Source organism: Streptomyces sp. NPDC001450 (genome assembly GCF_053597295.1).
Map to the genome: position 1 here is coordinate 1 of NZ_JBSFHY010000039.1, position 19,250 is coordinate 19,250.

At 71.0% G+C, this 19,250-nt stretch carries 15 protein-coding genes and 2 pseudogenes; 9 read left to right on the forward strand and 8 right to left on the reverse strand.

Annotated elements, in window-relative coordinates:
• Window positions 1–190: 190 nt before the first annotated feature.
• Both ACWC5O_RS33970 and ACWC5O_RS33975 read left to right on the forward strand, forming a co-directional pair.
• Window positions 191–1,237 carry a zinc-binding dehydrogenase gene (locus tag ACWC5O_RS33970; protein WP_189899813.1) on the forward strand — a complete coding sequence of 349 codons (1,047 nt, stop codon included), beginning with the start codon at window positions 191–193 and terminating at the stop codon, window positions 1,235–1,237.
• Between the two features lie 108 nt (window positions 1,238–1,345).
• Window positions 1,346–1,996, forward strand: coding sequence for a TetR/AcrR family transcriptional regulator (locus ACWC5O_RS33975; protein WP_450582875.1), 651 nt, complete (start codon window positions 1,346–1,348; stop codon window positions 1,994–1,996).
• Here ACWC5O_RS33975 and ACWC5O_RS33980 read toward each other — a convergent pair.
• Window positions 1,962–2,600: a TetR/AcrR family transcriptional regulator gene (locus tag ACWC5O_RS33980; protein WP_450582874.1), complete on the reverse strand. Its 639-nt coding sequence runs from the start codon at window positions 2,598–2,600 to the stop codon at window positions 1,962–1,964. The genes ACWC5O_RS33975 and ACWC5O_RS33980 overlap by 35 nt on opposite strands.
• Window positions 2,601–2,738: 138 nt before the next feature.
• On the opposite strand from ACWC5O_RS33980, the gene ACWC5O_RS33985 reads away from it, so the two are divergent.
• The 6 genes from ACWC5O_RS33985 to ACWC5O_RS34010 all read left to right on the forward strand — a co-directional run bounded on the left by ACWC5O_RS33985 (window position 2,739) and on the right by ACWC5O_RS34010 (window position 9,660).
• Window positions 2,739–3,881 carry a VOC family protein gene (locus ACWC5O_RS33985; protein WP_450582872.1) on the forward strand — a complete coding sequence of 381 codons (1,143 nt, stop codon included), beginning with the start codon at window positions 2,739–2,741 and terminating at the stop codon, window positions 3,879–3,881.
• The gene (locus ACWC5O_RS33990; RefSeq protein ID WP_450582870.1) at window positions 3,878–4,816 is read left to right on the forward strand and encodes a fumarylacetoacetate hydrolase family protein; all 939 of its coding nucleotides are present in this window, start codon (window positions 3,878–3,880) and stop codon (window positions 4,814–4,816) included. The genes ACWC5O_RS33985 and ACWC5O_RS33990 overlap by 4 nt, the downstream gene beginning before the upstream one ends.
• Window positions 4,813–6,426, forward strand: coding sequence for a bifunctional 3-(3-hydroxy-phenyl)propionate/3-hydroxycinnamic acid hydroxylase MhpA (gene mhpA / locus ACWC5O_RS33995; RefSeq protein WP_450582868.1), 1,614 nt, complete (start codon window positions 4,813–4,815; stop codon window positions 6,424–6,426). The genes ACWC5O_RS33990 and mhpA overlap by 4 nt, the downstream gene beginning before the upstream one ends.
• A 16-nt stretch (window positions 6,427–6,442) precedes the next feature.
• On the forward strand, window positions 6,443–8,476 hold the full coding sequence (locus ACWC5O_RS34000; RefSeq protein WP_450582867.1) for an acetoacetate--CoA ligase: 2,034 nt from the start codon (window positions 6,443–6,445) through the stop codon (window positions 8,474–8,476).
• Window positions 8,473–8,826: a DoxX family protein gene (locus ACWC5O_RS34005; RefSeq protein WP_450582865.1), complete on the forward strand. Its 354-nt coding sequence runs from the start codon at window positions 8,473–8,475 to the stop codon at window positions 8,824–8,826. The genes ACWC5O_RS34000 and ACWC5O_RS34005 overlap by 4 nt, the downstream gene beginning before the upstream one ends.
• A gap of 141 nt (window positions 8,827–8,967) precedes the next feature.
• Entirely contained in the window at window positions 8,968–9,660 is a 693-nt protein-coding gene (locus ACWC5O_RS34010) for a hypothetical protein (RefSeq protein WP_450583212.1), read from the forward strand.
• A 39-nt stretch (window positions 9,661–9,699) separates the two neighbouring features.
• Here the strand turns inward: ACWC5O_RS34010 and ACWC5O_RS34015 are convergent.
• From ACWC5O_RS34015 to ACWC5O_RS34035, 5 genes and pseudogenes are all read right to left on the reverse strand, one after another.
• Window positions 9,700–10,014: pseudogene (locus tag ACWC5O_RS34015) on the reverse strand (VOC family protein); the annotation flags it as partial.
• Window positions 10,015–10,181: 167 nt separating this feature from the next.
• Entirely contained in the window at window positions 10,182–11,948 is a 1,767-nt protein-coding gene (locus ACWC5O_RS34020; RefSeq protein ID WP_450582863.1) for an FAD-dependent monooxygenase, read from the reverse strand.
• A gap of 429 nt (window positions 11,949–12,377) precedes the next feature.
• Window positions 12,378–12,728 carry a DoxX family protein gene (locus ACWC5O_RS34025; protein ID WP_450582861.1) on the reverse strand — a complete coding sequence of 117 codons (351 nt, stop codon included), beginning with the start codon at window positions 12,726–12,728 and terminating at the stop codon, window positions 12,378–12,380.
• The gene (locus ACWC5O_RS34030) at window positions 12,725–14,662 is read right to left on the reverse strand and encodes an acyl-CoA synthetase (RefSeq protein ID WP_450582859.1); all 1,938 of its coding nucleotides are present in this window, start codon (window positions 14,660–14,662) and stop codon (window positions 12,725–12,727) included. The genes ACWC5O_RS34025 and ACWC5O_RS34030 overlap by 4 nt, the downstream gene beginning before the upstream one ends.
• A gap of 95 nt (window positions 14,663–14,757) precedes the next feature.
• The gene (locus ACWC5O_RS34035; protein ID WP_450582857.1) at window positions 14,758–15,711 is read right to left on the reverse strand and encodes a fumarylacetoacetate hydrolase family protein; all 954 of its coding nucleotides are present in this window, start codon (window positions 15,709–15,711) and stop codon (window positions 14,758–14,760) included.
• A 156-nt stretch (window positions 15,712–15,867) separates the two neighbouring features.
• Between ACWC5O_RS34035 and ACWC5O_RS34040 the strand changes: the two genes are divergently transcribed.
• A complete protein-coding gene (locus ACWC5O_RS34040; RefSeq protein WP_450582855.1) occupies window positions 15,868–16,533 on the forward strand; it encodes a TetR/AcrR family transcriptional regulator in 666 nt (221 codons plus the stop codon).
• A gap of 235 nt (window positions 16,534–16,768) precedes the next feature.
• Here ACWC5O_RS34040 and ACWC5O_RS34045 read toward each other — a convergent pair whose 3' ends face one another.
• On the reverse strand, window positions 16,769–17,533 hold the full coding sequence (locus tag ACWC5O_RS34045; RefSeq protein WP_450582854.1) for an IS110 family transposase: 765 nt from the start codon (window positions 17,531–17,533) through the stop codon (window positions 16,769–16,771).
• 534 nt (window positions 17,534–18,067) lie between these two features.
• A pseudogene (locus ACWC5O_RS34050) lies at window positions 18,068–19,139 on the reverse strand (IS630 family transposase).
• Between the last annotated feature and the right edge of the window lie 111 nt (window positions 19,140–19,250).

A 19,250-nucleotide genomic window follows, 5' to 3' on the forward strand; every position in this document is an offset into this window, starting at 1 on the left:
GTACGTGGGCACCGGGCGCTCGTGCGGATTGCGGATCCGGACGCCGACGTGGAGGAAGTCGGAGCCCTCCGGGAGCCACAGGTCGACCTGGAAGGCCCGCACGCCTCCCGGCCCCACCAGCCACTCAGACACCCCATGACACCCATGGCCCGGACCACCGGGCCGTGCCGCTCACAGAAAGCAGATCCTCATGGACACCATGCTCGCCGGACGCTTCCACCTGGACAGCAAGAAGTTCGCCGTGGAAGAGGTCCCGATCCCCGTGCCGGGCCCGGGCGAGGTCCTCATCGAGGTCAAGGCCGCAGGCGTCTGCCTCTCCGACGTCCACCTGCTCGACGGCTCCCTCGTCCCGCTGTTCGCCACCTCCGACACGGTCACCGTCGGCCACGAGGTCTCCGGCGTCATCCACACGCACGGCCCCGACCTCAAGCGCGGCCTGCCCGTCGGCACCCGCGTCACCCTGGAGGCCGGCAAGACCTGCGGCACGTGCGCCGGCTGCGTGCGCCACCGCCCCTGCACCCAGATGCTCACCGCCGGCATCGACTACGACGGCGGCTGGGCCGAGTACGTCATCGCCCGCGAGGACACCCTCATCCCCATCCCCGACAGCCTCCCCTTCGACCAGGCCGCGATCATCCCCGACGCGGTCTCCACCCCCTACGCCGCCGTCGTCGCCACCGCGGGCGTCCGTGCCGCCCAGTCCGTCGGCGTCTGGGGCGTGGGCGGAGTCGGCGCGCACAACGTACGCCTCGCCCGTCTGGTCGGCGCCGCCCCCATCATCGCCGTCGACCCGCTGCCCAGCGCCCGCGAGCGTGCCCTGGCGTTCGGCGCGGACCTCGCGCTCGACCCGGCAGCTCCCGACTTCGCCGACCAGGTCCGCGCGGCCACCGGTGGACGCGGCCTCGACTTCGCCTTCGACTGCGCCGGCGTGCCCGCCGTCCGCGACCAGGCCGCCTCCGTGCTCGGCCTGGGCGGCTCCCTGATCCTGGTGGGCATCACGCCCAGGCCGCTCACCATCACCGAGGGCCTGACCTTCAACTACCTGCAGAAGCAGGTGCGCGGCCACTACGGCGGCTTCCCCGAGTCCGTCTCCGAGCTGGTGCAGCTGACCGCGGCCGGCCGCCTCGACCTGGCCCCCTCCATCACCGACCACATCCCGCTCGTCGAGGCCGCCGACGCCGTCCACCGGCTGGAGAACAAGATCGGCGACCCGATCCGCCTCATCCTCGTCCCCTGACGCCCGTCAGCAGGACGACAAGCCACCCTGGGCAGGGGTGAGTGGGCGCCGGTGCGTGAGGGAGCACCGGCGCCCACGGCTTTCCGGCAACCGTGGAGAGAAAGAACCATGCAGACGACCGACACCCCGGGCCGTACTTCGCAGCGCAGGGATGCCCACTCCAACCGCCGACGCATCCTCGCGACCGCCCGGCAGAAACTGCGGGAGGACCCGGACGCGAGTCTCGACAGCATCTCGCAGGCGGCCGGCGTCGCCCGGCGCACCCTCTACGGACACTTCCCCAGCCGGCATGCGCTGATCGCCGACCTGACACAGGAAGCAGGCAATGAACTACGGCAGGCGTTCGCCGGAGCCCATACCGCGGATGCCGACCCGGTCGAGGCGATGACACGGATGGTGCTGGCGGCATGGACGGTGGGCGACCACTACCGCGTGCTCATCGCCTTGGGACGGCGCCATCTGGGAGAGGACGAGATCCGCACCACCCTGACACCGGCCCGCACAGAAGCCGTCGCAACCCTACGGCGCGGTCAGCGCGAAGGCGTCTTCGCGGACCACCTTCCAGCACCCGTGCTCGCCCAAGCACTGGAGGCACTGATGCTGGCCCTCGCCGAGGAGAACGCCGCATACCCGTGGGCAGACCCCACTGGTGCGGCCGCGGCAACCGCGTTCCTCGTCGCCGCCGGCGTAGCACCGCAGAGGGCCGCGCTTCAGGTGCAGGAGGTCATCGGGCGAGACCGGGCAGCGGGCGACGGGTGACCTCGTGTGCGTCGTCCGCAGCGAGGCCGAGCATGCGCAGGACCATCTCGGCCAGGTCGGAGGCGGCTTCGTCGCCGTCGAGGTCCGGGCGGTCCAGCCGGAGAGCCACCAGGGAGAGCAGGGTGCCGCCCAGGGCGGACAGGGCGGTGGTCGCGTTGCCGCAGGTGAAACGGCCTGAGGCGATGCCGATCTCCAGGTCGCGCAGGGCGCGTGGGGAGAGGCCGCGGTCGGAGTGGATGTGGGCCAAGCCGCGGTCGCGCAGGATTCGCAGGAGTTCCGGGTGGGAGTCGGCCATCCGGGCGGTGAGCCGGAAGCCGACCGCGACCAGCTCGGCCGGGTCGTCGATGCCTTGCACGCATGCGTCGATGACCTGCCCGAACTCCTCCAGGGCGTCCGTCACCGCCGCGTCGAACAGCTCCGTCTTCGACTCGAAGTGGTTGTAGAAGGACCCGAAGCCGACATCGGCGCGCTCGGCGATGGCCTGGATGCTCGCGCTCGTGTCCCCGGTCTCCGCGAGGATCTGCCGGCCCGCGCGAACGAGCGCCTGGCGGGTCTCGGCACGGCGTCGCTCGAAGCGGTTCTTGGGCGGGGCTGACGTCGGCATAGGGCCCAGTGTAACCGGCGCGACGATGATGCTGCCATTACTGATGAGATCCTCAATTATTTGGGCTGCACCTATTGACGACGAGAAACGGCAGAGTTGATGATTTCCTCATTACGGCAGTGTTGCTTGGAGGACACCATGTCCCACATCCCCGTTAACAAGGGCGGTCCTCTGACGCCCCACCAAGACCTCCACAGTGAGCAGGGCGCCATACGCGGTGAGCACCCCGGACGAGCCCGGAATCCGGTGATCAAAGTGGCGGATCTGGCCTGGCTTGAGTTCGAGAAGCCGGACCTGGACCGGGCCGAGGTGTTCGCCCGTGACTTCGGATTCGCCGTCGCCGCCCGCACCGAGCGGGAACTGTGGCTGCGCGGCACCTTCGCGGGCTCCCCCTGCATGGTCATCCGCCGCGGGTCATCCCGCTTCATCGGGCCGGCGTTCCGCGCCGCCGAGCGGGGCGATCTGGACCGGCTCGCCCGCGCGACCGGTAGTGAGGTCCGGGACATCGACGTACCCGGCGGCGGACAGTCGGTCACGCTGCTCGATCCCTCCGGCTTCCCGGTCCGGGTCGTGCACTGCGACGAGCAGCTGCCCGCTCTGCCCGGGCAGCAGCCCCTGATCATCAACAGCGGAGTCGAAGGCCGTCGTACGAACGCCACCCAGCGGCCGCCCCGCGAGCCGTCGCGTATTCAGCGGCTCGGGCACGTGGTGCTGGAGACACGGGTGTTCGTGCGGGCCCTGAACTGGTATCTGGACACGCTCGGAATGATCGTCAGCGACTTCCTGTTCCTGGACGGACAGCGCCAGCGCGGGCCGACCATGGCGTTCATCCGCTGCGACCAGGGCAGCACGCCCGTGGACCACCACACCCTCGCCCTGCATCTGGGGCCCGGCACCGGCTACGTCCACTCCGCCTACCAGGTCACCGACCTCGACGCGATCGCCGCCGGCGGTGAGTACCTGGCCGAGCGCGGCTACCGGCGCAGCTGGGGCATCGGCCGGCACATCCAGGGCAGCCAGCTCTTCGACTACTGGCGCGACCCCGACCGCTTCATGCTGGAGCACTTCGCCGACGGCGACCTGTTCTCCTGCGACCTTGAACCCGGATGGGCGCCGATGTCGGCGAGCGGCCTCGCGCAGTGGGGGCCGCCGGTCACCCGCGACTTCCTGGGCGCCAACCCCTCCCCCGCCAAGCTCCGCGAGGTCATGACGGCCCTGCGCGGCGACAACGAACTCGACCCCGCACGCCTGCTGGGCCTGATGAAAGCAATGAGCTCATGAGCACCAACGTTCTGCGCACCCCCGACGGCTGGTGGGCCGTCCGGGGCGAGCGCGCCGTCCGTATCGAGACCAAGGCGGTCACCACCGCCGAGCTGATCGCCGACCGGGACGCGGTCCGCGAGGCCGCCGCCTCCGACGACAGCGGCACGCCCGTCGCCGGTCTGGTGGCACTGCCCCCGGTCACCACCCCCTGCCGGGTGGTGGCCCAGATGGTCAACTACCGCAGCCACGCGAAGGATTCGGGCTTCACCGGCGACATCCCGCCCACCTTCTTCCGCAAGGCGTCCGGCTCGGTCAGCGGTCCGCACGAGCCGATCGTCCGCCCCGCGCACGTGAGGTTCCTCGACTACGAGGTGGAACTCGGCCTCGTCATGGGCGCGCCGCTGCCCGTGGGCACCGTCGTCGAAGAGCAGGACCTCCCCCGCTACGTCGCCGGCCTCGTCCTCACCAACGACGTCAGCGCCCGCGACGTCCAGCTGACCAAGACCCAGTTCTACGAGAGCAAGTCCTACCCGACCTTCACACCGACGGGGCCGTACCTGGCCCTGCTGGAGCCCGAGGACTTCGCACGTCTGATCGACCTGCGGCTGCGGCTGTCGGTCAACGGCGTACCGCGCCAGGACCGCACCCTTGCCGACATGATCGTACGACCGGCGCAGGCGCTCACCCTGCTCGCCCGCTTCCAGACCCTCGACCCGGGCGACCTGCTGCTGACCGGCACACCCGGCGGCACCGCCCTGAAGGCCCCGCCCAAGCCGGTCGAGAAGATGGCAGCCCTGCTGCCGCCGGCGCTGAAGTGGAAGGCGTTCTTCAACGGTCAGGCCAAGAACCCCCTATACCTGCAGAACGGTGACCTGGTCACCGCCACCATCGCCACCCCTGACGGGCGGATCGACCTGGGTGAGCAGCGGACCGCCGTGGCGGACGTGACGTGAGCGCCGCAGCCCGGAGACCGGTAGTGATCATCGGCGCGGGGCCTGTGGGAGTCACGGCCGCGCTCCTGCTCGCCCGGCACGGAGTGCCCAGCCTGCTCCTCGAACGCCACCGGGACGTCTACCCCTTGCCGCGCGCCGTCGTCGTGGACGACGAGGTTCGCCGGATCCTGCAGAGCGTCGGCGTCCACGAGGAGTTCGCCACCCTCGCCCGGCCGGCGCCCGGGTTGCGGCTGCTGGACGCCCGGCGCCGCGTGATCGCCGAGTTCCCGCGGTCCCTGCGCGGACACCACGGCTTCCCGCAGACCAGCATGTTCGACCAGCCGGAGCTGGAACGGCTGCTGCGCGACGCCCTGGCCCGTCGCCCCGAGTGCGAGCTGTGGGGCGGGGTGGAGGTCGTGTCCGTCACCCAGGACAGCGACGGATCGCCCGCTGCCGCGGGTCCGGTGCGGGTGACCTTCCGCCGCGACGGCAGCGACGAGGACGAGCACGTGTGGGCCGATGCCGTCCTCGGCTGCGACGGCGCCGGCAGCCTCACCCGCGACGCCATCGGCGCCGTGTGGGAGGACCTGCACTTCGAAGAGAGCTGGCGGGTCATCGACGTACGCACCAGCCTCCCGGTGCGCACCTGGGAAGGCGCCGAGCAGATCTGCTGCCCCACCCGGCCGGCCACCTTCATGCGAGTCGGCGAGGACCGCTACCGCTGGGAGTTCCGGCTGGCCGAGGGTGAGCCCTTGGACGGCCCGGAAGGGCTGGAGCAGCTGCACGAGCTGGTCGCCCCCTGGGTCGACCTGCCGTCCGCTGCCCACGGGGGCGACGACTTCGAGGTGATCCGGCAGGCGCAGTACACCTTCCGAGCCCGCCTCGCCGACCGGTGGCGCCGGGACCGCGTCTTCCTGCTGGGCGACGCGGCCCACCTCACCCCGCCCTTCATCGGACAGGGCCTGTGCGCGGGCCTGCGCGACGCCCGAAACCTCACCTGGAAACTCGCCCGCGTCCTTCAGCAGGGCGCGGACGACCGACTGCTGGACACCTACCAGCAGGAGCGCAAGCCGCACGCCCGCCACGTGATCCGTGTAGCGGTCGCCGTCGGCTGGGCCATGACCGGGGGGCAGGACCGCGGTGCGGCCCTCCGCCGGGCCGTGGTGGGCGCGGCATGCCGCATCCCCGGCGTGACCGCGGCGGTGAGCCGCGACCTCAGCCCCGCACTGACGGCCAATCCGCTGGTACGGCGCCGCCCCCGGCTGACCGGCCGTTCTCTGGCCGGCACCTTCTGCCCGCAACCCTGGGTGCTGCACGACGGCAGGCGAGAGCGCCTGGACGACATCCTCGGGGACTCCTTCGCCCTCCTGACCGCTGTGCCGCCCACGGCACGGATGACGGGCGTGGCCACGGCCCTGGGCGCATCCGTGATCCATGTCGACGACCTGGACGACGACGGCACCCTGGCCGCCTGGCTGGCACGCGGCCGGGCGGACGCCGCCCTGCTGCGCCCCGACCGCGTCGTACTGGACACCGTCCCCACCGGCACCGGCGACTTCACCGACGCCGCCGCCTGGGCTCCGCTGCTGCACACGGCCCGCCGCTCCGCCGAAGCCCGGCCCGCACCCTGACGAGGAACACCAGACCATGACCACCCCGCACGCCACGCCTTGTCCGGAGCCCTTCCTTCCGCCCGACCCCCAAGTGGCCGTCGGCAGCCGCATCGCGGACTTCGCCCGCTGGGCCGCCCGGCACCAGGGCGCCGACGGCATCCAGGACCCCACCGACTACCAGGCCCTGCACCACTGGTCCGTCACCGACCTGGAAGGCTTCTGGGCCGCGGTGTGGGAGTACTTCGACATCGACGCCGCCACACCGTACGAGCGGGTGCTGGCTGAGGAGACCATGCCCGGCGCCCGCTGGTTCCCCGGCGCCACCCTCAACTACGCCCACCTCGCCCTGCGCAACCTGCACCCGGACGCACCCGCGATCACCGCGCTGGACGAGACCGGAGCCGCCTACGAGATCACGGGTCGGCAGCTGCGTGCCCAAGTCGCCTCGGTCGCCGCCACCCTGCGCGATCTGGGCGTCGGACAGGGCGACAGGGTGGTCGGCTACCTGCCCAACACCCCCCACGCCGTCATCGCCTTCCTCGCCACCGCCAGCCTGGGCGCGGTGTGGTCGGTGTGCGGCCAGGACTACGCGCCCAGGGCTGCGGCCGACCGTTTCACCCAGCTGGAACCGACGGTGCTCGTCACGGCCGACGGCTACCTCTTCAACGGCACCCGCCACGACCGCCGCACCGCTTCCCTCGAACTGGCCGACGCCCTTCCCACGCTCAAGGCCACGGTTGTCGTGGATCACCTGGGCCTTGCGTGGTCCGAGACCCGGGCCGAGGGACTGACGGTTCCCTGGGAGGACGCGGCCGGCCGCACCGAGTACCTCGGGATCACTCCGGTGCCGTTCGACCATCCGCTGTGGATCGTCTTCTCCTCCGGCACCACCGGCCTGCCCAAGGGCATCGTGCACGGCCACGGAGGCGTCCTGCTCGAGCACCTCAAGACCCTCGGCCTGCACTGCGACCTGGGCGTCGGGGACCGCCTGCTGTGGTACACCACCACCCACTGGATGATGTGGAACCTGGTCGTCTCCACCCTGCTGACCGGCGCCACCACCTGCACCTACGACGGCAGCCCCGCGCCGGTCGCACGCCCGGACATCCTGTGGGAGCTGGCGGCCCGCCACAAGGTCACCGTGTTCGGCACCAGCCCCCAGTACCTGCTGGCCATGGCCAAGCTGGGCATCGAACCCGGCGTGCACGACCTGTCGGCCATCCGGGCCATCGGCAGCACCGGCTCCACCCTGCCCGCCTCCGCCTACCCCTGGGTCCGCGACCACGTGGGCGCGGGCATCCAGCTGGCGTCCACCAGCGGCGGCACCGACGTCGTCTCCGGCTTCGCGGGCAGCGCCCCCACCACCCCGGTGTGGGCGGGTGAGCTGTCGGCTCCCAACCTCGGCGTGGCGCTCGCGGCGTACGACGACGCGGGACGGCCGGTCGTCGACCAGGTCGGCGAACTGGTCGTCACCCGCCCGATGCCGTCGATGCCGCTGTACTTCTGGAACGACCCGGACGGCAGCCGCTACCGCGACGCCTACTTCACCGCCTACCCGGGCGTGTGGCGGCACGGCGACTGGGTCACCCTCACCTCCCACGGCTCGGTGATCGTCCACGGCCGTTCCGACGCCACCCTCAACCGCAACGGCGTGCGCCTGGGCAGCGCCGACATCCACGACATCGTCGAACGACTCCCCGAGATCACCGAGGCCCTCGTCATCGGTGCGGAGGAACCCGGCGGCGGCTACTGGATGCCGCTGTTCGTCGTCCCCGCGCCCGGTGTCAGGCTGGACGACACCCTGCGCGAGAAGATCCGCGACGCCATCCGCACCGGCGCCTCGCCCCGCCACGTACCCGACGAGATCCTCGCCGTGCCGGCCATCCCGCACACCAGGACCGGCAAGAAACTCGAGGTCCCGGTCAAGCGCCTCCTCCAGGGCGCACCCGCCGAGCAGGTCCTCAATCCCTCGGCGGTCGACAACCCGGACCTCGTCGCCTACTTCGCCGACCTGGGGGCCGAACGCCGCCAGGCTCGTCACCGGCACACCGTCAAGGACGCCTCATGAGCCTCTACGCCGCCCTGGCCTGTCCGATCGTGTTGATCTTCGCCCTGCTGGGCGTGGCCAAGATCCTGGCTCTCGGCCCGATGCCCGAGCTGGCCGCCCACGCCGGCTTCACCACCTCGGCCTACCGGCTGATCGGTGCGCTGGAGCTGGCAGGCGCCATCGGCGTGGCGATCGGCCCGGCCCTGCCCTGGTTCGGAGAGCTGGCCGGCCTCGGCCTCCTTGCGCTCCTCGCCGGTGCCGTGACCACGCACGTGCGCAAAGGAGACGGGCCGCCCAAACTCGTCCCCGCGGTCATGTGCGCCGCGCTGGTCGCCTGGTATCTCGTGGTCCTTGCCGGTGGCGGGTCGTGACATCGGCTGCGCGCCGTAGCTGCCACCTCTGACAGGCGGGACCGCCGTGCTCGTCGGCTGCCGCGCGCAAGGGGCAGAGGACCCTGAGTGCCGTTAGCGAGCCCACGCCGGGGCTGACACACTGAATCCGTGGTTCCACTGATGACCGCGACCGATCAGGCCGCGTCCTCATCACTCACGGGCGCCGGCGTGGTGTCGGTCTGTGCGTTGCTCTTCACCGTGGCGTCGTTCTGGTGGCTCAACGCCAGACAAGGGCGGCTGAAGACCTGGGAGCCTCACGCCTTCGCAGCGATCATTCACTCGTCCACGGCCCGCCTGCGGCTCCCGCTCGTCCTTCACAACACCGGCCCCAAGCCGATCGTCGTACAGGACCTCATCCTGACCTTCCCCGACGAGCCCGCTTCTCACCTGCCGCTGCTGTGGGTGTCTACACCGTCCCGCCTTCAGCCGGGGCCGGACGAGGATGCGAAACTGCCGGCCGGCTTCGTCGTGCCCGGCAGAGAAGCGCAACAACTCTTCATCGAGTTCGAGGCACCCTTTTCCGGGTTCGTGCCGGAAGCCCGTGACTACAAGGTCCAGCTGCAAGCAAGAGTCGGCCACCGCAAGGGGTGGCGCCGCCTGCTGTCGTTCACTCTGCGGGCCGCCAACATCATCGATCCGGATCGCTACACCGTCTACAACAACGCACCGGTCGAGCTGACGAAGGAGGATCAGAGAAGAGCGGATGCCGCACTCCTTGAGTTGTTGCAAGAGCAAGGGGACGACTCCGCGCCGGGCGGCAGGAGACCGCGGCGTTCTTCCCATGACGACGGCGACGCCGGTACCAGCCGCTGACGCAGCACCCGCCGGCCGAGCACCGCTCCTGCTGCGATCAGACTGGAAGGCGGGGCCGATGAACCGGGAGGCGGGACCACGGCGGATCACCAGGCAGTGCGCTCCGGCCAAGGCGCCGCGCAGAAAGAGGGTGTCCCCGGTGCGGGCGGCGGTGGTGAAGCCGAAGTCGTGGGCGAAGGTCTCGGCGCGGTCCAGGTCGGGCTTGGTGAACTCCAACCAGGCCAGGTCGACCACCTTGATTACGGGCTGGGCGGCGCGGCCGGGGTGCTCCCCGCGCAGGGCGCCCTGCTCGCTGTGCAGACCCTGATGGGCGTCGGCAGTGGGGGCGGCGGGGGTGGGTGTCGGGTCGTTCACGGGGTTCCTTCTTGTGGCCTCCACGACCTGTGGCGAGGGTGGGGGAGGGTGCCGCGGTGCCGCGGTGCCGCGGGTGTCCCGGAGGCCAGGCGGGGGTGAGGGTGGGGCCCGGCCCGCCGACTGCGGCGATGATCGGCAGGCCGGGTGGCACGGCAGGCGACCGGTTCCTACCGTGCGAGGAGGGAGTCCAGTGCGGCGGTGAGTTCGGCGACCGGGTCGGTGGCCGCGCCATGGACGCGCCAGCCGATGAAGCGGTCCGGGCGCACGAGGACGGCGCCTTGCGGTGTGTGGCCGCGGGCGGCGGTCCAGGTGGAGCGCAGGTCGCGGTAGTCGCCGTCGACGTGGCCGATCCGGATGGCGTCCAGCGGCAGCCCGCTCTTTGCGGCTATCTTTTCGGCGGCCTCGCACCAAGCCTGGCCGTCCTCCCCGGCGATCAGCAGGAACCGGCCGGGGCGCACCAGGCGGGCCAGGGCCACGCGATGGCCGTCAAGGTCCTCCAGCCAGGAGTGGGGCAGCGGGTGTCCGGGGCGGGCGGCGGGCTGGTAGATGCGGACCGGGTCGGGGTTGTCGGGTGCGGGACTGCCGTCGGGGACGACGGCCGCGGACTCGTACGTGTAGCCGAACTCGACGCCCAGTTCGTTGAACTCCATGGACTGGGCGGCCACGGCGGACAGGAAGGTGCGGCGGAGGTCGCCGTCGGCGGGGTCCTCGCTCCACAGGCGGCGGGCCTGCCGCCAGTTCTCCTCCTCGTCGGCCTCGGGCCCGCCGCCGAAGAGGGCGTTGATGGCGATGTGGTTCATGGCGTTCTCGAGCGAGCGCTGGACGTTGGTGGCGTCCACGGGGCGCCGCTCGGCCTCGTAGCTGTCCAGCAGGGCGTCGTCGGCATGGCCGTTCAGCACGGCGGCGAGCTTCCAGGCGAGGTTCTGGACGTCGTGCATGGCGGAGGTCAGGCCGAGGCCGCCGGTGGGCGGATGCCGGTGGGCGGCGTCCCCGGCGATCAGAACGCGGCCGACGCGGTAGCGGTCGGCGACCACGCCCTCGAGGGTCCAGCGGGAGATCATGTGGACCGTCAGGTCCTCCTCGCTCAGGCCCAGCCCCGTGCGCAGGTCGGCCAGTACCGACTCGTCGTCCAGCGCGCGACCGTCATCGGGCCCGTAGTTGAGGTGGAAGACCCACTCCTCGGACTCCGGGCCCCAGTGGTCGGGGCCCATGGGCACGAGCACGCCCGGGATGCCGAGGTCGGGCAGCCACAGCCAGCGGATCAGCACGTCAGGGTCGGTCGCCGCCTGGGACAGGTCGGCGGAGATGTGGAAGGAGACCACACGCGCGAGGTTGCGCACGCCCTCCTGGACGATGCCCACGGCGGGGCCGACGGTGCGGCCGCCGTCGCAGCCCAGCAGGTAGCGGGCCCGCACCCGGTAGGTCTCGCCGGTCTCGCGGTCGGTGACGGCGGCGGTGACGCCCTCGTCGTCCTGGGCGAGTGCGGTCAGCTCGTGGTGGAAGCGGACCCGGCCCGTGGCGAGTTCCTCGGCGCGGGTGCGCAGGACCGGCTCCAGTCGGATCTGGGGCAGGTTGGCCTGCCGCTCGGGGCTGGCCGCGAGCCACTCCGGAGAGTGCCCGCCGGCTCCCCAAGCCTCCATCCTGGCGACCCTGCGGCCGTAGTCCTCGTGGTCGCCTGCCAGGCCTACGTACCAGGCGGTGTGGGACATCTGCTCGGCCGGGGCGGAGGCGGCGTAGATGGTGTCGGCCACGCCGGCGTCGCGCATGATCTCCATGGCGCGCTGGTTGAGGACGTGGGCCTTGGGCAGGACGGAGGTGCTGGGCCAGGCGGTGACCAGCAGGGACTCGATGCCCATGCGGCTGAGCAGCATGGAGGCGGTGAGCCCCGCACCGCCTCCACCGACGATGAGGACGGGGACGTCGATGTCGTTCATGGGTACTCCATGGGGTGTCACGGCTCGGGGCCATGGGGTGGGGACGGCTCAGGAGCGGCGGGGTAAGGGCGCCAAGGGCGTTTCCCCGGTCGATTGATCGAGGCGGGGTGTCCGCGAATTGAGCGGGCGGCGGCGCACGGATGCGAAAGGCTGGTCGTTCCGAGAGGCGCCCGCTCGCTGCGGGCGGGCGTCGGCAGCCCGGACGGCACGGAGGGGATGCCGGAAACAGTGGTGTCGATTCAGAGGCCGCACCCGGCCTCGGCGGCCGAGGCGGTGAGATGCGGTGGGTGCCGTCCGCGCCGTGCGAAAGGCGGCCTGCGGAGGCGGACTGGGTATGAACGCTGTGCTAGGCCAGCCACCGCGTGGAGGCGCTGGCGGACGTCGATGCGGCTCATCGTGATGCTCCTCGGAGCCCAGGCGGCGGCGATGCTAGCCGCCGACCAGCGCGACGAGATGGGCTCCGGCCAAGGCACCCGCGATGACGGCCGGCAGGCAGCGGGCCGCCGGATCGCCGCTGCGCAGGTGGACGACGACGGCTCCGGCCATGAGCAGGATCAGGCCGATGCATGCGGCAGCACCGAGCGCGGTGATCCGCAGGCCGAGCAGCAGTCCGGCCGCTGCCGCCACCTCCAGGGCACCCAGGAGACGGTAGTGGGTGGTGGTCATGCCGACGTGGGCCGCGGCCTGGCGCATAGCGGGTACTGCCGCGAGCTTGGCCGACCCGAGCAGGAGGAAGATCCCGGCGAGGAGGACGGCGAGAACGATGGCGGTGGTGCTCATGGGGTTTCTCTCTCAAGTGGCTTGCTGGGGGCGTACTGCCAGTGCAGGACGTACCGGTCGAGGGCTGCGGTGACCCTGCGTTGTACCGCCTCGTCGGCAGGGGCGGGCACCGTGACGCGGACACCGCCGTCGTGCGGCCGGCACAGGATGCGTTCCGGGTCGCAGTCCGCGCCCTGGGCGGCCAGCTCGGCGTGGACCGCGCGGCGGGTGACGTCCAGGCGGAGGCCGAGCTTGTAAGGCTTGCCGACGGCGGTGAGCGGGATGGCGTCGATCACGAGCACCTCGCGCGGGGTGGCGGCGCGTTCGGGGACCCGTTCGGTGGCCCAGGTGAGCAGTTCGGCGGGCTCGGTCCGGGCGCCAGGGGCGAGGGTGACGTAGGCGACGGGCACCTCACCGGCGTGCGGGTCGGGGCGGCCCACCGCCGCGGCGGCGGTGACTTCGGGGTGGGCGAGGAGGGCGTCCTCGATCGCGGCGGGATCGATGTTGTGGCCCCCGCGGATGATCAGGTCCTTGGCTCGGCCGGCGAGATGGATGAAGCCGTCGGCGTCGATGCGGGCCAGGTCGCCCGTGTCCAGCCAGCCGTCGCGGATCTTCCCGGCGGTCTCCAGGCGAGGCCCGTGGGCGGTGTGCTCGGCGACGTACCCGGCGAAGACGACCGAGCCCCTGACGGCGAGCACCCCGGTGGCGCCCGGCGGCAGGTCGTGCCACTCACCGGTGTCCGGGTCGATCCGCACCGTCTTGACCTGCTGGTAGGGCAGGCGCCGGCCGACACTGCCGGGGCGAGTGTGGCCGGGCAGGCCGAGGGCGGAGGCGCAGGTCGCCTCGGTCAGCCCGTAGCCCTCGCACAGGGGGATCCCGGTGTGCTTCTCGAAGGACTCCCGTACGGCGGGCGGCAGCGGGGAGGCGCCGACGGCGGCGAACCGCATTCTTGAGACGTCCGCGTCGACGGGGACACGGGCGAGGACGGAGTACACGGTGGGCACCGCCGACATGGCGGCGATGCGGTAGTGCTCCACCAGCTTCCAGAACACTGGATACAGCTCGGGATCGCGGTAGCCCAGCGGCCCGGCCCACACCACTTCCCGGCCGCGCAGCAGCGGGCCGAGCAGGGTGACGATCAGGGCGTTGACGTGGAACAACGGCAGCGCCGCGAACATCACCGAGTCCTCGTCGAGAGGAATGCTCGCGGCCACCATCCAGGCGTCGACGACCTCGTTGGCGTGCGTATGGGCGGCAAGCTTGGGGATGCCGGTGGTGCCGCCGGTGTGGAAGTAGGCGGCCAGGTCGTCGGCGGCCGGCGACTCGATGTCCACCAGCCGGTCGGCGGGATGGGACGCGGCAAGCTCCGCGAGGTAGCCGACGCGTACGCCCTTGATGGGGTCCAGAGCGGGGGCGGTCCCGTCAGCCAGGGTGGGGGTCAGTGCCAGCAGCGCGTCCAGCCGCAAGGCCGCGGCGACCTGCCGGGCTGTGGCCCATACCTGTGCATCCAGCTGCGGACCGGCGGCGATGAGCACCCGCGCGCCGCTGCGCCGCAGCAACTGCTCGACGTGCTCGGACGCCAGGCCCGGGTTGACCGGGGCGGCGATGCCCGCTGCCTGCGCGGCCAGCAGCGCGCCGGGAAGCTCCGCGGTGTTCGGCGCGAGCAGGCCCACGGCGTCCCGGCGGGTCACGCCTAGAGACCCCAGCAGATTGGCTGTGCGATGCACCTGGCCACGCAGTTGCGCGAAGGTGGCTGTGGCGGGGCGCAGGAAGCGGGCGGCATCGGGTAGCACCCTCAGGGCCGGCCGGTCGGGCCACAGGCGGGCGGCGCGCAGCAGGGCATCGTAGGTGGTGGCGGGCAGGCCGCGCTCGTGCAGCGGTACGGCCTCGATCGCGGACAGGTCCGCGCTGCTGTCGGGGGCGGGCCACAGCAGGTCGGTGGGTGTGAGTGTCACCGGTGCGCCTTTGCAGGGTGAGGGATGGGTTCAGGTGGCCGGCCCGGTACGGGGATGCCGGGCCGGCCGGTCCCGGGCGGGGGTCCCGGGAGCCGTCAGCGGGCGCGCACCACCGTGCGCTGCTCGCCGAGATCGAGTGCGCCGTCGTCGGTCGCGATACGGGCCGTGACGACGTCGCCGTCCTTGAGGTAGTCGGGGTTCGCCTGCTGGCGGGCGAAGAACTTCTGCCAGCGCTTGTGCGGGGGCAGCAGGGCGGCAAGCGTGGCCAGGAGCCTGCCCGGCGACTTCAGGGCGGTGCCGCCTGGGGTTCCGGTGAGCAGGACGTCACCGGGCTGCAGGTGCTGGAAGCGGGCGAGCAGACTGAGGGCGTGGGCGGGCCGGACGATCATGTCCGTGGTGGTGCGGTCCTGCCGGGTGGCCCCGTTGACCTTGAGGGTGAGCCGCAGGTCCGGCAGGCGGGCCAGGTCGTCGGCGTCGACCAGGAGCAGCCGGGGCCCAAGCGGTGTGAAGGTCGGGTACGACTTGGACTCGTAGAATTGGGTCTTGGGCAGTTGCAGATCGCGGGCGCTGACGTCGTCGGCGACGACGAGCGCGGCGACGAACGTCGGCAGGGTGGAGTCGGTGACCTCGGTACCGACCGGCAGATCGGCACCCATCACCAGCCCGAGCTCCACCTCGTAGTCCAGGAAACGCACGTGCTGTGGACGCTTGATGTCCTGGTAGGGCCCGCTGACGGACCCGGACGCCTTACGGAAGAACGCCGGCGGAACGGTGTCCGGGTCGAATCCGGAGTCCACCGCGTGGGAACGGTAGTTGACCATCTGCGCCACCACCCGGCAGGGCGTGGTGACGGGCGACAGCAGCTCGGCCTCTCCAACCGAAACCCCGGCGTCGGGGTCACCCGTGGCGCGGGCAGCCGCCTGCTGCACGGCGGAACGGTCGGCGAGCAGGCCGGCGGTGGTGTCCGCTTCGGTGTCGACGCGGTGCAGCCGTCCTGTGCCGCTCTCCACCCACCAGCCGTCTCTGGTGCGGACGACCTGGATACTCATCGGCTCTCCTGAGTCCTGGAAAGGCACCGACCGGAACGCGCCCGCGAGCAGCTCCAGTCAGCAGTGATGAGAGAATCAGTCCAGATGACGACCCCGTCAACAGCAGTCAGTCGTGATGAAACAATCAAAGCTGATGCGCCTGATCGTGGTGGAGAGATGAGTATCGATCGACAGGGCAGGGCCAACACACCCAGCCACACGCCCAACCGCGTGGACCGACGCAAGGCGCGCACCCGTGCCGCGCTGATCGCCGCCGCACAGCGGTTCCTCGCGGATCAGGGGCGGACCGACGTGAGCATCCAGGAGATCACCGAGGCGGCGGACGTCGGCTTCGGCTCCTTCTACAACCACTTCACCAGCAAGGACGAGCTGTTCGACGCCGCCGTCGCCCTCACCCTGGAGGAACACGGCACACTCCTGGAATCAGTCGTGGGAGACCTGAAGGACCCCGCGGAGACCTTCGCCGCCAGCGTCCGCCTGACCGGCCGGCTGCAGCGCACCCACACACAGATAGCCAGGATCCTCGTCCGTACGGGCATGCCCTATCTGACCTCCGACAGCGGCTTGGCACCTCAGGCGATGCAGGATCTGCGGGCCGCCGCCGACACCGGACGGCTGGACATCGACGACCCGCGCACTTCTGTGGCCATGGTCGGCGGCGCCCTGCTCGGAGTGCTCCACCTCCTGGAGACCCGCCCGGACCTCGACGCCGCGCACGTTTCCGACCAGCTGGCCTTCCGCCTGCTGCGCATGTTCGGCATGACGCGCGCCGAAGCCCTGGAGATCGCCACTCGGCCCCTGCCATCGCTGCCCCGGACCTGACAATGGTGAGCAAGTTCGGTGACGCATGCGGATGTGACCGGCGCCCGTAACGCGGTCTACCGCACGCCGCACCCGCACAGAGACACGTCGCCCATCTCCGCCAATGTGACGCTCAAGGGGGGCGGGGCGGATCCCCGACGGATCTCCGTGCAGAGGACGGTTGTGCCTGCCCGGGAGGCGCCCCGGGCGACGACCTTTCCGTCCACCAGCACCTCGGTCGAGCCGGAGGCACCTGTCAGCTGGACGCCTGCCGCACCAGCAGCGCGCCAGGGAACGCAGGATGGCCAGTGTGATCTGGCCCTGGGCCGCCGGGGCTCTGACGGCTGCCGGTGAAGGTGCTTCCGAGATGTTGACAGGCTTGCGCGATCATGAGCAGCCCGCCGACGAGAAGCCCGTGCGCCCCGGATCTGTTCGGTGAGCTGTCCGATTGGCTGGGCAAGCAGGCACACAGGGTGGTGCGGGTGGCCCGCAGCACCGTCTCTTCACCGTCCTCGTCGTTCTTTCTGTCGTCGGCGAGCCCTGCGCAGCTACGGAAGAGTGCTGCGTTGTGCAGCAGGGCCAGTTCTTCCCGCAGGTTCGGGTCGGCACTGACGAGGACAGCCTTGAGCTGGTTGATCGCCTGAGTGCGCGCCTTGACTGCCGAGACCTTGGCGAGTTTGTACATCCGGGCGATCTCCACCGGTCCATCGCCTGACTTGGCCCGGGCGCGCGCCCGGCCGCTCAGCACCGCCCGGGCCGCGTTCTGGGCATCGAGCGGGTCCGACTTGCCGCGCCGGCGGCGGTCGGTGCGGTCGGGCCGGTTCACATCGAACACTTCAACGCCCTGGGCCAGCAGGTAGCGGGACAGAGCCGCCCCAAAGGAGCTGGTCCCCTCCGCTCCGGCCCGCCGTACCGTGCCCAGCCCCCTGGCCCACTGCAGCAGTTCGCGGTACCCGGCCGCGGTGGCCGGGAACACCTCCGTACCGATCACCGCCCCCACCGGGGAGAGCACAGCAGCCACATGAGCGTCCCGGTGCGTGTCCACTCCAAGGACCACCTCCCCCGCCGGACGACGTCGGCGGGCACGCGATGCAGGGGACGTACCGGTCATGCTCATTCACCTTCCGACCCGATGACGCATCGCGTAGCCGGCACCCGACCGCACGGACGGTCAGAACCGTGACGACGCCTGCTCGGCAAGCCCCTATCGAGACACCCCGGCCGGCCCTATACCAGCAACGCACCATCCCCGGCCACCAGTCGACACAGCGTGAGCAAGACACCCGGTCAGAGATCTCAAGAGTCAGACCCCGCCCAAGGACAGCACCCGCCAATTCTCCCCACACGCACGGCCCCCGACCCCGGCCCGGCGCCGCCGCCGATTGGGCATCCGAAGGACTACGACGGAACCCCGCCGGGTGCACAGCCTGCCCGACCAACGACTGCGCCACTCCCCTTCCCGAGGCGTGTTGTAGAAGAAGTACAAGCAACCTCTGTATGTCAGGACCTCTGACGGCAACGCTGACGCTGAGGTTGAAAGGTCGGGGTGACTGGGTTACGGGGGCTCCAGTGTCAGTCCCGTCTCGGCTCTGAAGCCGTTGAGGACCTCGGGTCGGCGTTGGATGCCGCGTAAGCGGTTCTTCACGAGCGGAGTGAGGTCTTCGACCTTGTGGGGTGCGAGGTTGGCCAGGGACTTCTTCAGGTGGGCCCATACGCCTTCGACGGGGTTGAGGTCTGGCGCGTAGGCGGGAGCTTGACGATGGTGAGCCAGTCGCTGTTGCGATCGCAGAACTCCCGCAAGGGCTTGGAGTGGTGGGTGCTCGCGTTGTCCCACACCAGGATCAGCGGGGCGCCGTCGAGCTGACGGCTGCGGCGGTGATCAGTTCGGCGAACTCGCGGGCCCGGAAGCCCTTCTTCTCGCCCGTGCGGCCCCGGTATGTCTGCGTCCGGTAGATCATCATCGTTTCGTGGCCCGGCCTGACGCAGATCATGCCGGCCATCAGGCCCCGGCCCGAGCCCTTGCCTGTCACCTTGACCACCGGAGTCCGTCCGCGTCTCGACCACGTGCGGCCCTTGCCTGGTTTCAGGTCCTGACCGGCCTCGTTCTCGAAGACGATCCAAGCGCCCAAGAACTTCGCTGTCCTCTTACCCGTGACCACTGCTCCGTCCGCCACGCGGCAACGGCCTGCTCATCCCGCTCGGCAGCCCGGTGTGCGGGGACCTGTGGTGACCAGCCCAGCCGGTGCAGCAGGTAGGACACCCCGCGCGGGGTGTACCGGTACCCGAAGTGCCTGTTGATCAGCTCCGCCATCCTGACCAGGGTCCACCGCTGGTCCTCGCTCCAGCCGTGTGCGGCCGGGCCAGCCTCCAGCTCAGCTTGAAGCCGCTCGACCTGGACATCGCCGAGCCGCACGGCAGGCCACCGGCCCCCTTGGACATCAGGGCCGCTCTGCCGTCGGCCGCCAGGCAGCGTGCCAGGCATACACCGTCTTTCGCGACACCCGTAATCTGCGGGCCACCTCCGGCGGCCGCACCCCCTGTCCGAACATTCCCGCGGCTTCGAAGCGCACCGCCTCGCACTTCGCCCGCCCCGCAGCGGTCAGACCGCCGCCATCCGCGTACCTCATGACGACGACGTAGCACCGCCAACACCCGCTGTCACTCCGACCTTTCAACCTCAGCGTCAAACGCCCCGCGGAAGGCCTTTACGGAGCCAAACGGAGTTCCCTCGAGGGAAA

Bases quoted from the DNA above. Each gene is read 5' to 3' on its own strand.
- ACWC5O_RS34025 (WP_450582861.1), bottom strand. From the start codon at position 12,728: ATGAGCACCACCGCCATCGTTCTCGCCGTCCTCCTCGCCGGGATCTTC.
- ACWC5O_RS34005 (WP_450582865.1), top strand. From the start codon at position 8,473: ATGAGCCTCTACGCCGCCCTGGCCTGTCCGATCGTGTTGATCTTCGCC.
- ACWC5O_RS34020 (WP_450582863.1), bottom strand. From the start codon at position 11,948: ATGAACGACATCGACGTCCCCGTCCTCATCGTCGGTGGAGGCGGTGCG.
- ACWC5O_RS34010 (WP_450583212.1), top strand. From the start codon at position 8,968: ATGACCGCGACCGATCAGGCCGCGTCCTCATCACTCACGGGCGCCGGC.
- ACWC5O_RS33990 (WP_450582870.1), top strand. From the start codon at position 3,878: ATGAGCACCAACGTTCTGCGCACCCCCGACGGCTGGTGGGCCGTCCGG.
- ACWC5O_RS34035 (WP_450582857.1), bottom strand. From the start codon at position 15,711: ATGAGTATCCAGGTCGTCCGCACCAGAGACGGCTGGTGGGTGGAGAGC.
- ACWC5O_RS33980 (WP_450582874.1), bottom strand. From the start codon at position 2,600: ATGCCGACGTCAGCCCCGCCCAAGAACCGCTTCGAGCGACGCCGTGCC.
- ACWC5O_RS34040 (WP_450582855.1), top strand. From the start codon at position 15,868: ATGAGTATCGATCGACAGGGCAGGGCCAACACACCCAGCCACACGCCC.
- ACWC5O_RS34000 (WP_450582867.1), top strand. From the start codon at position 6,443: ATGACCACCCCGCACGCCACGCCTTGTCCGGAGCCCTTCCTTCCGCCC.
- ACWC5O_RS33975 (WP_450582875.1), top strand. From the start codon at position 1,346: ATGCAGACGACCGACACCCCGGGCCGTACTTCGCAGCGCAGGGATGCC.
- ACWC5O_RS33970 (WP_189899813.1), top strand. From the start codon at position 191: ATGGACACCATGCTCGCCGGACGCTTCCACCTGGACAGCAAGAAGTTC.
- ACWC5O_RS33985 (WP_450582872.1), top strand. From the start codon at position 2,739: ATGTCCCACATCCCCGTTAACAAGGGCGGTCCTCTGACGCCCCACCAA.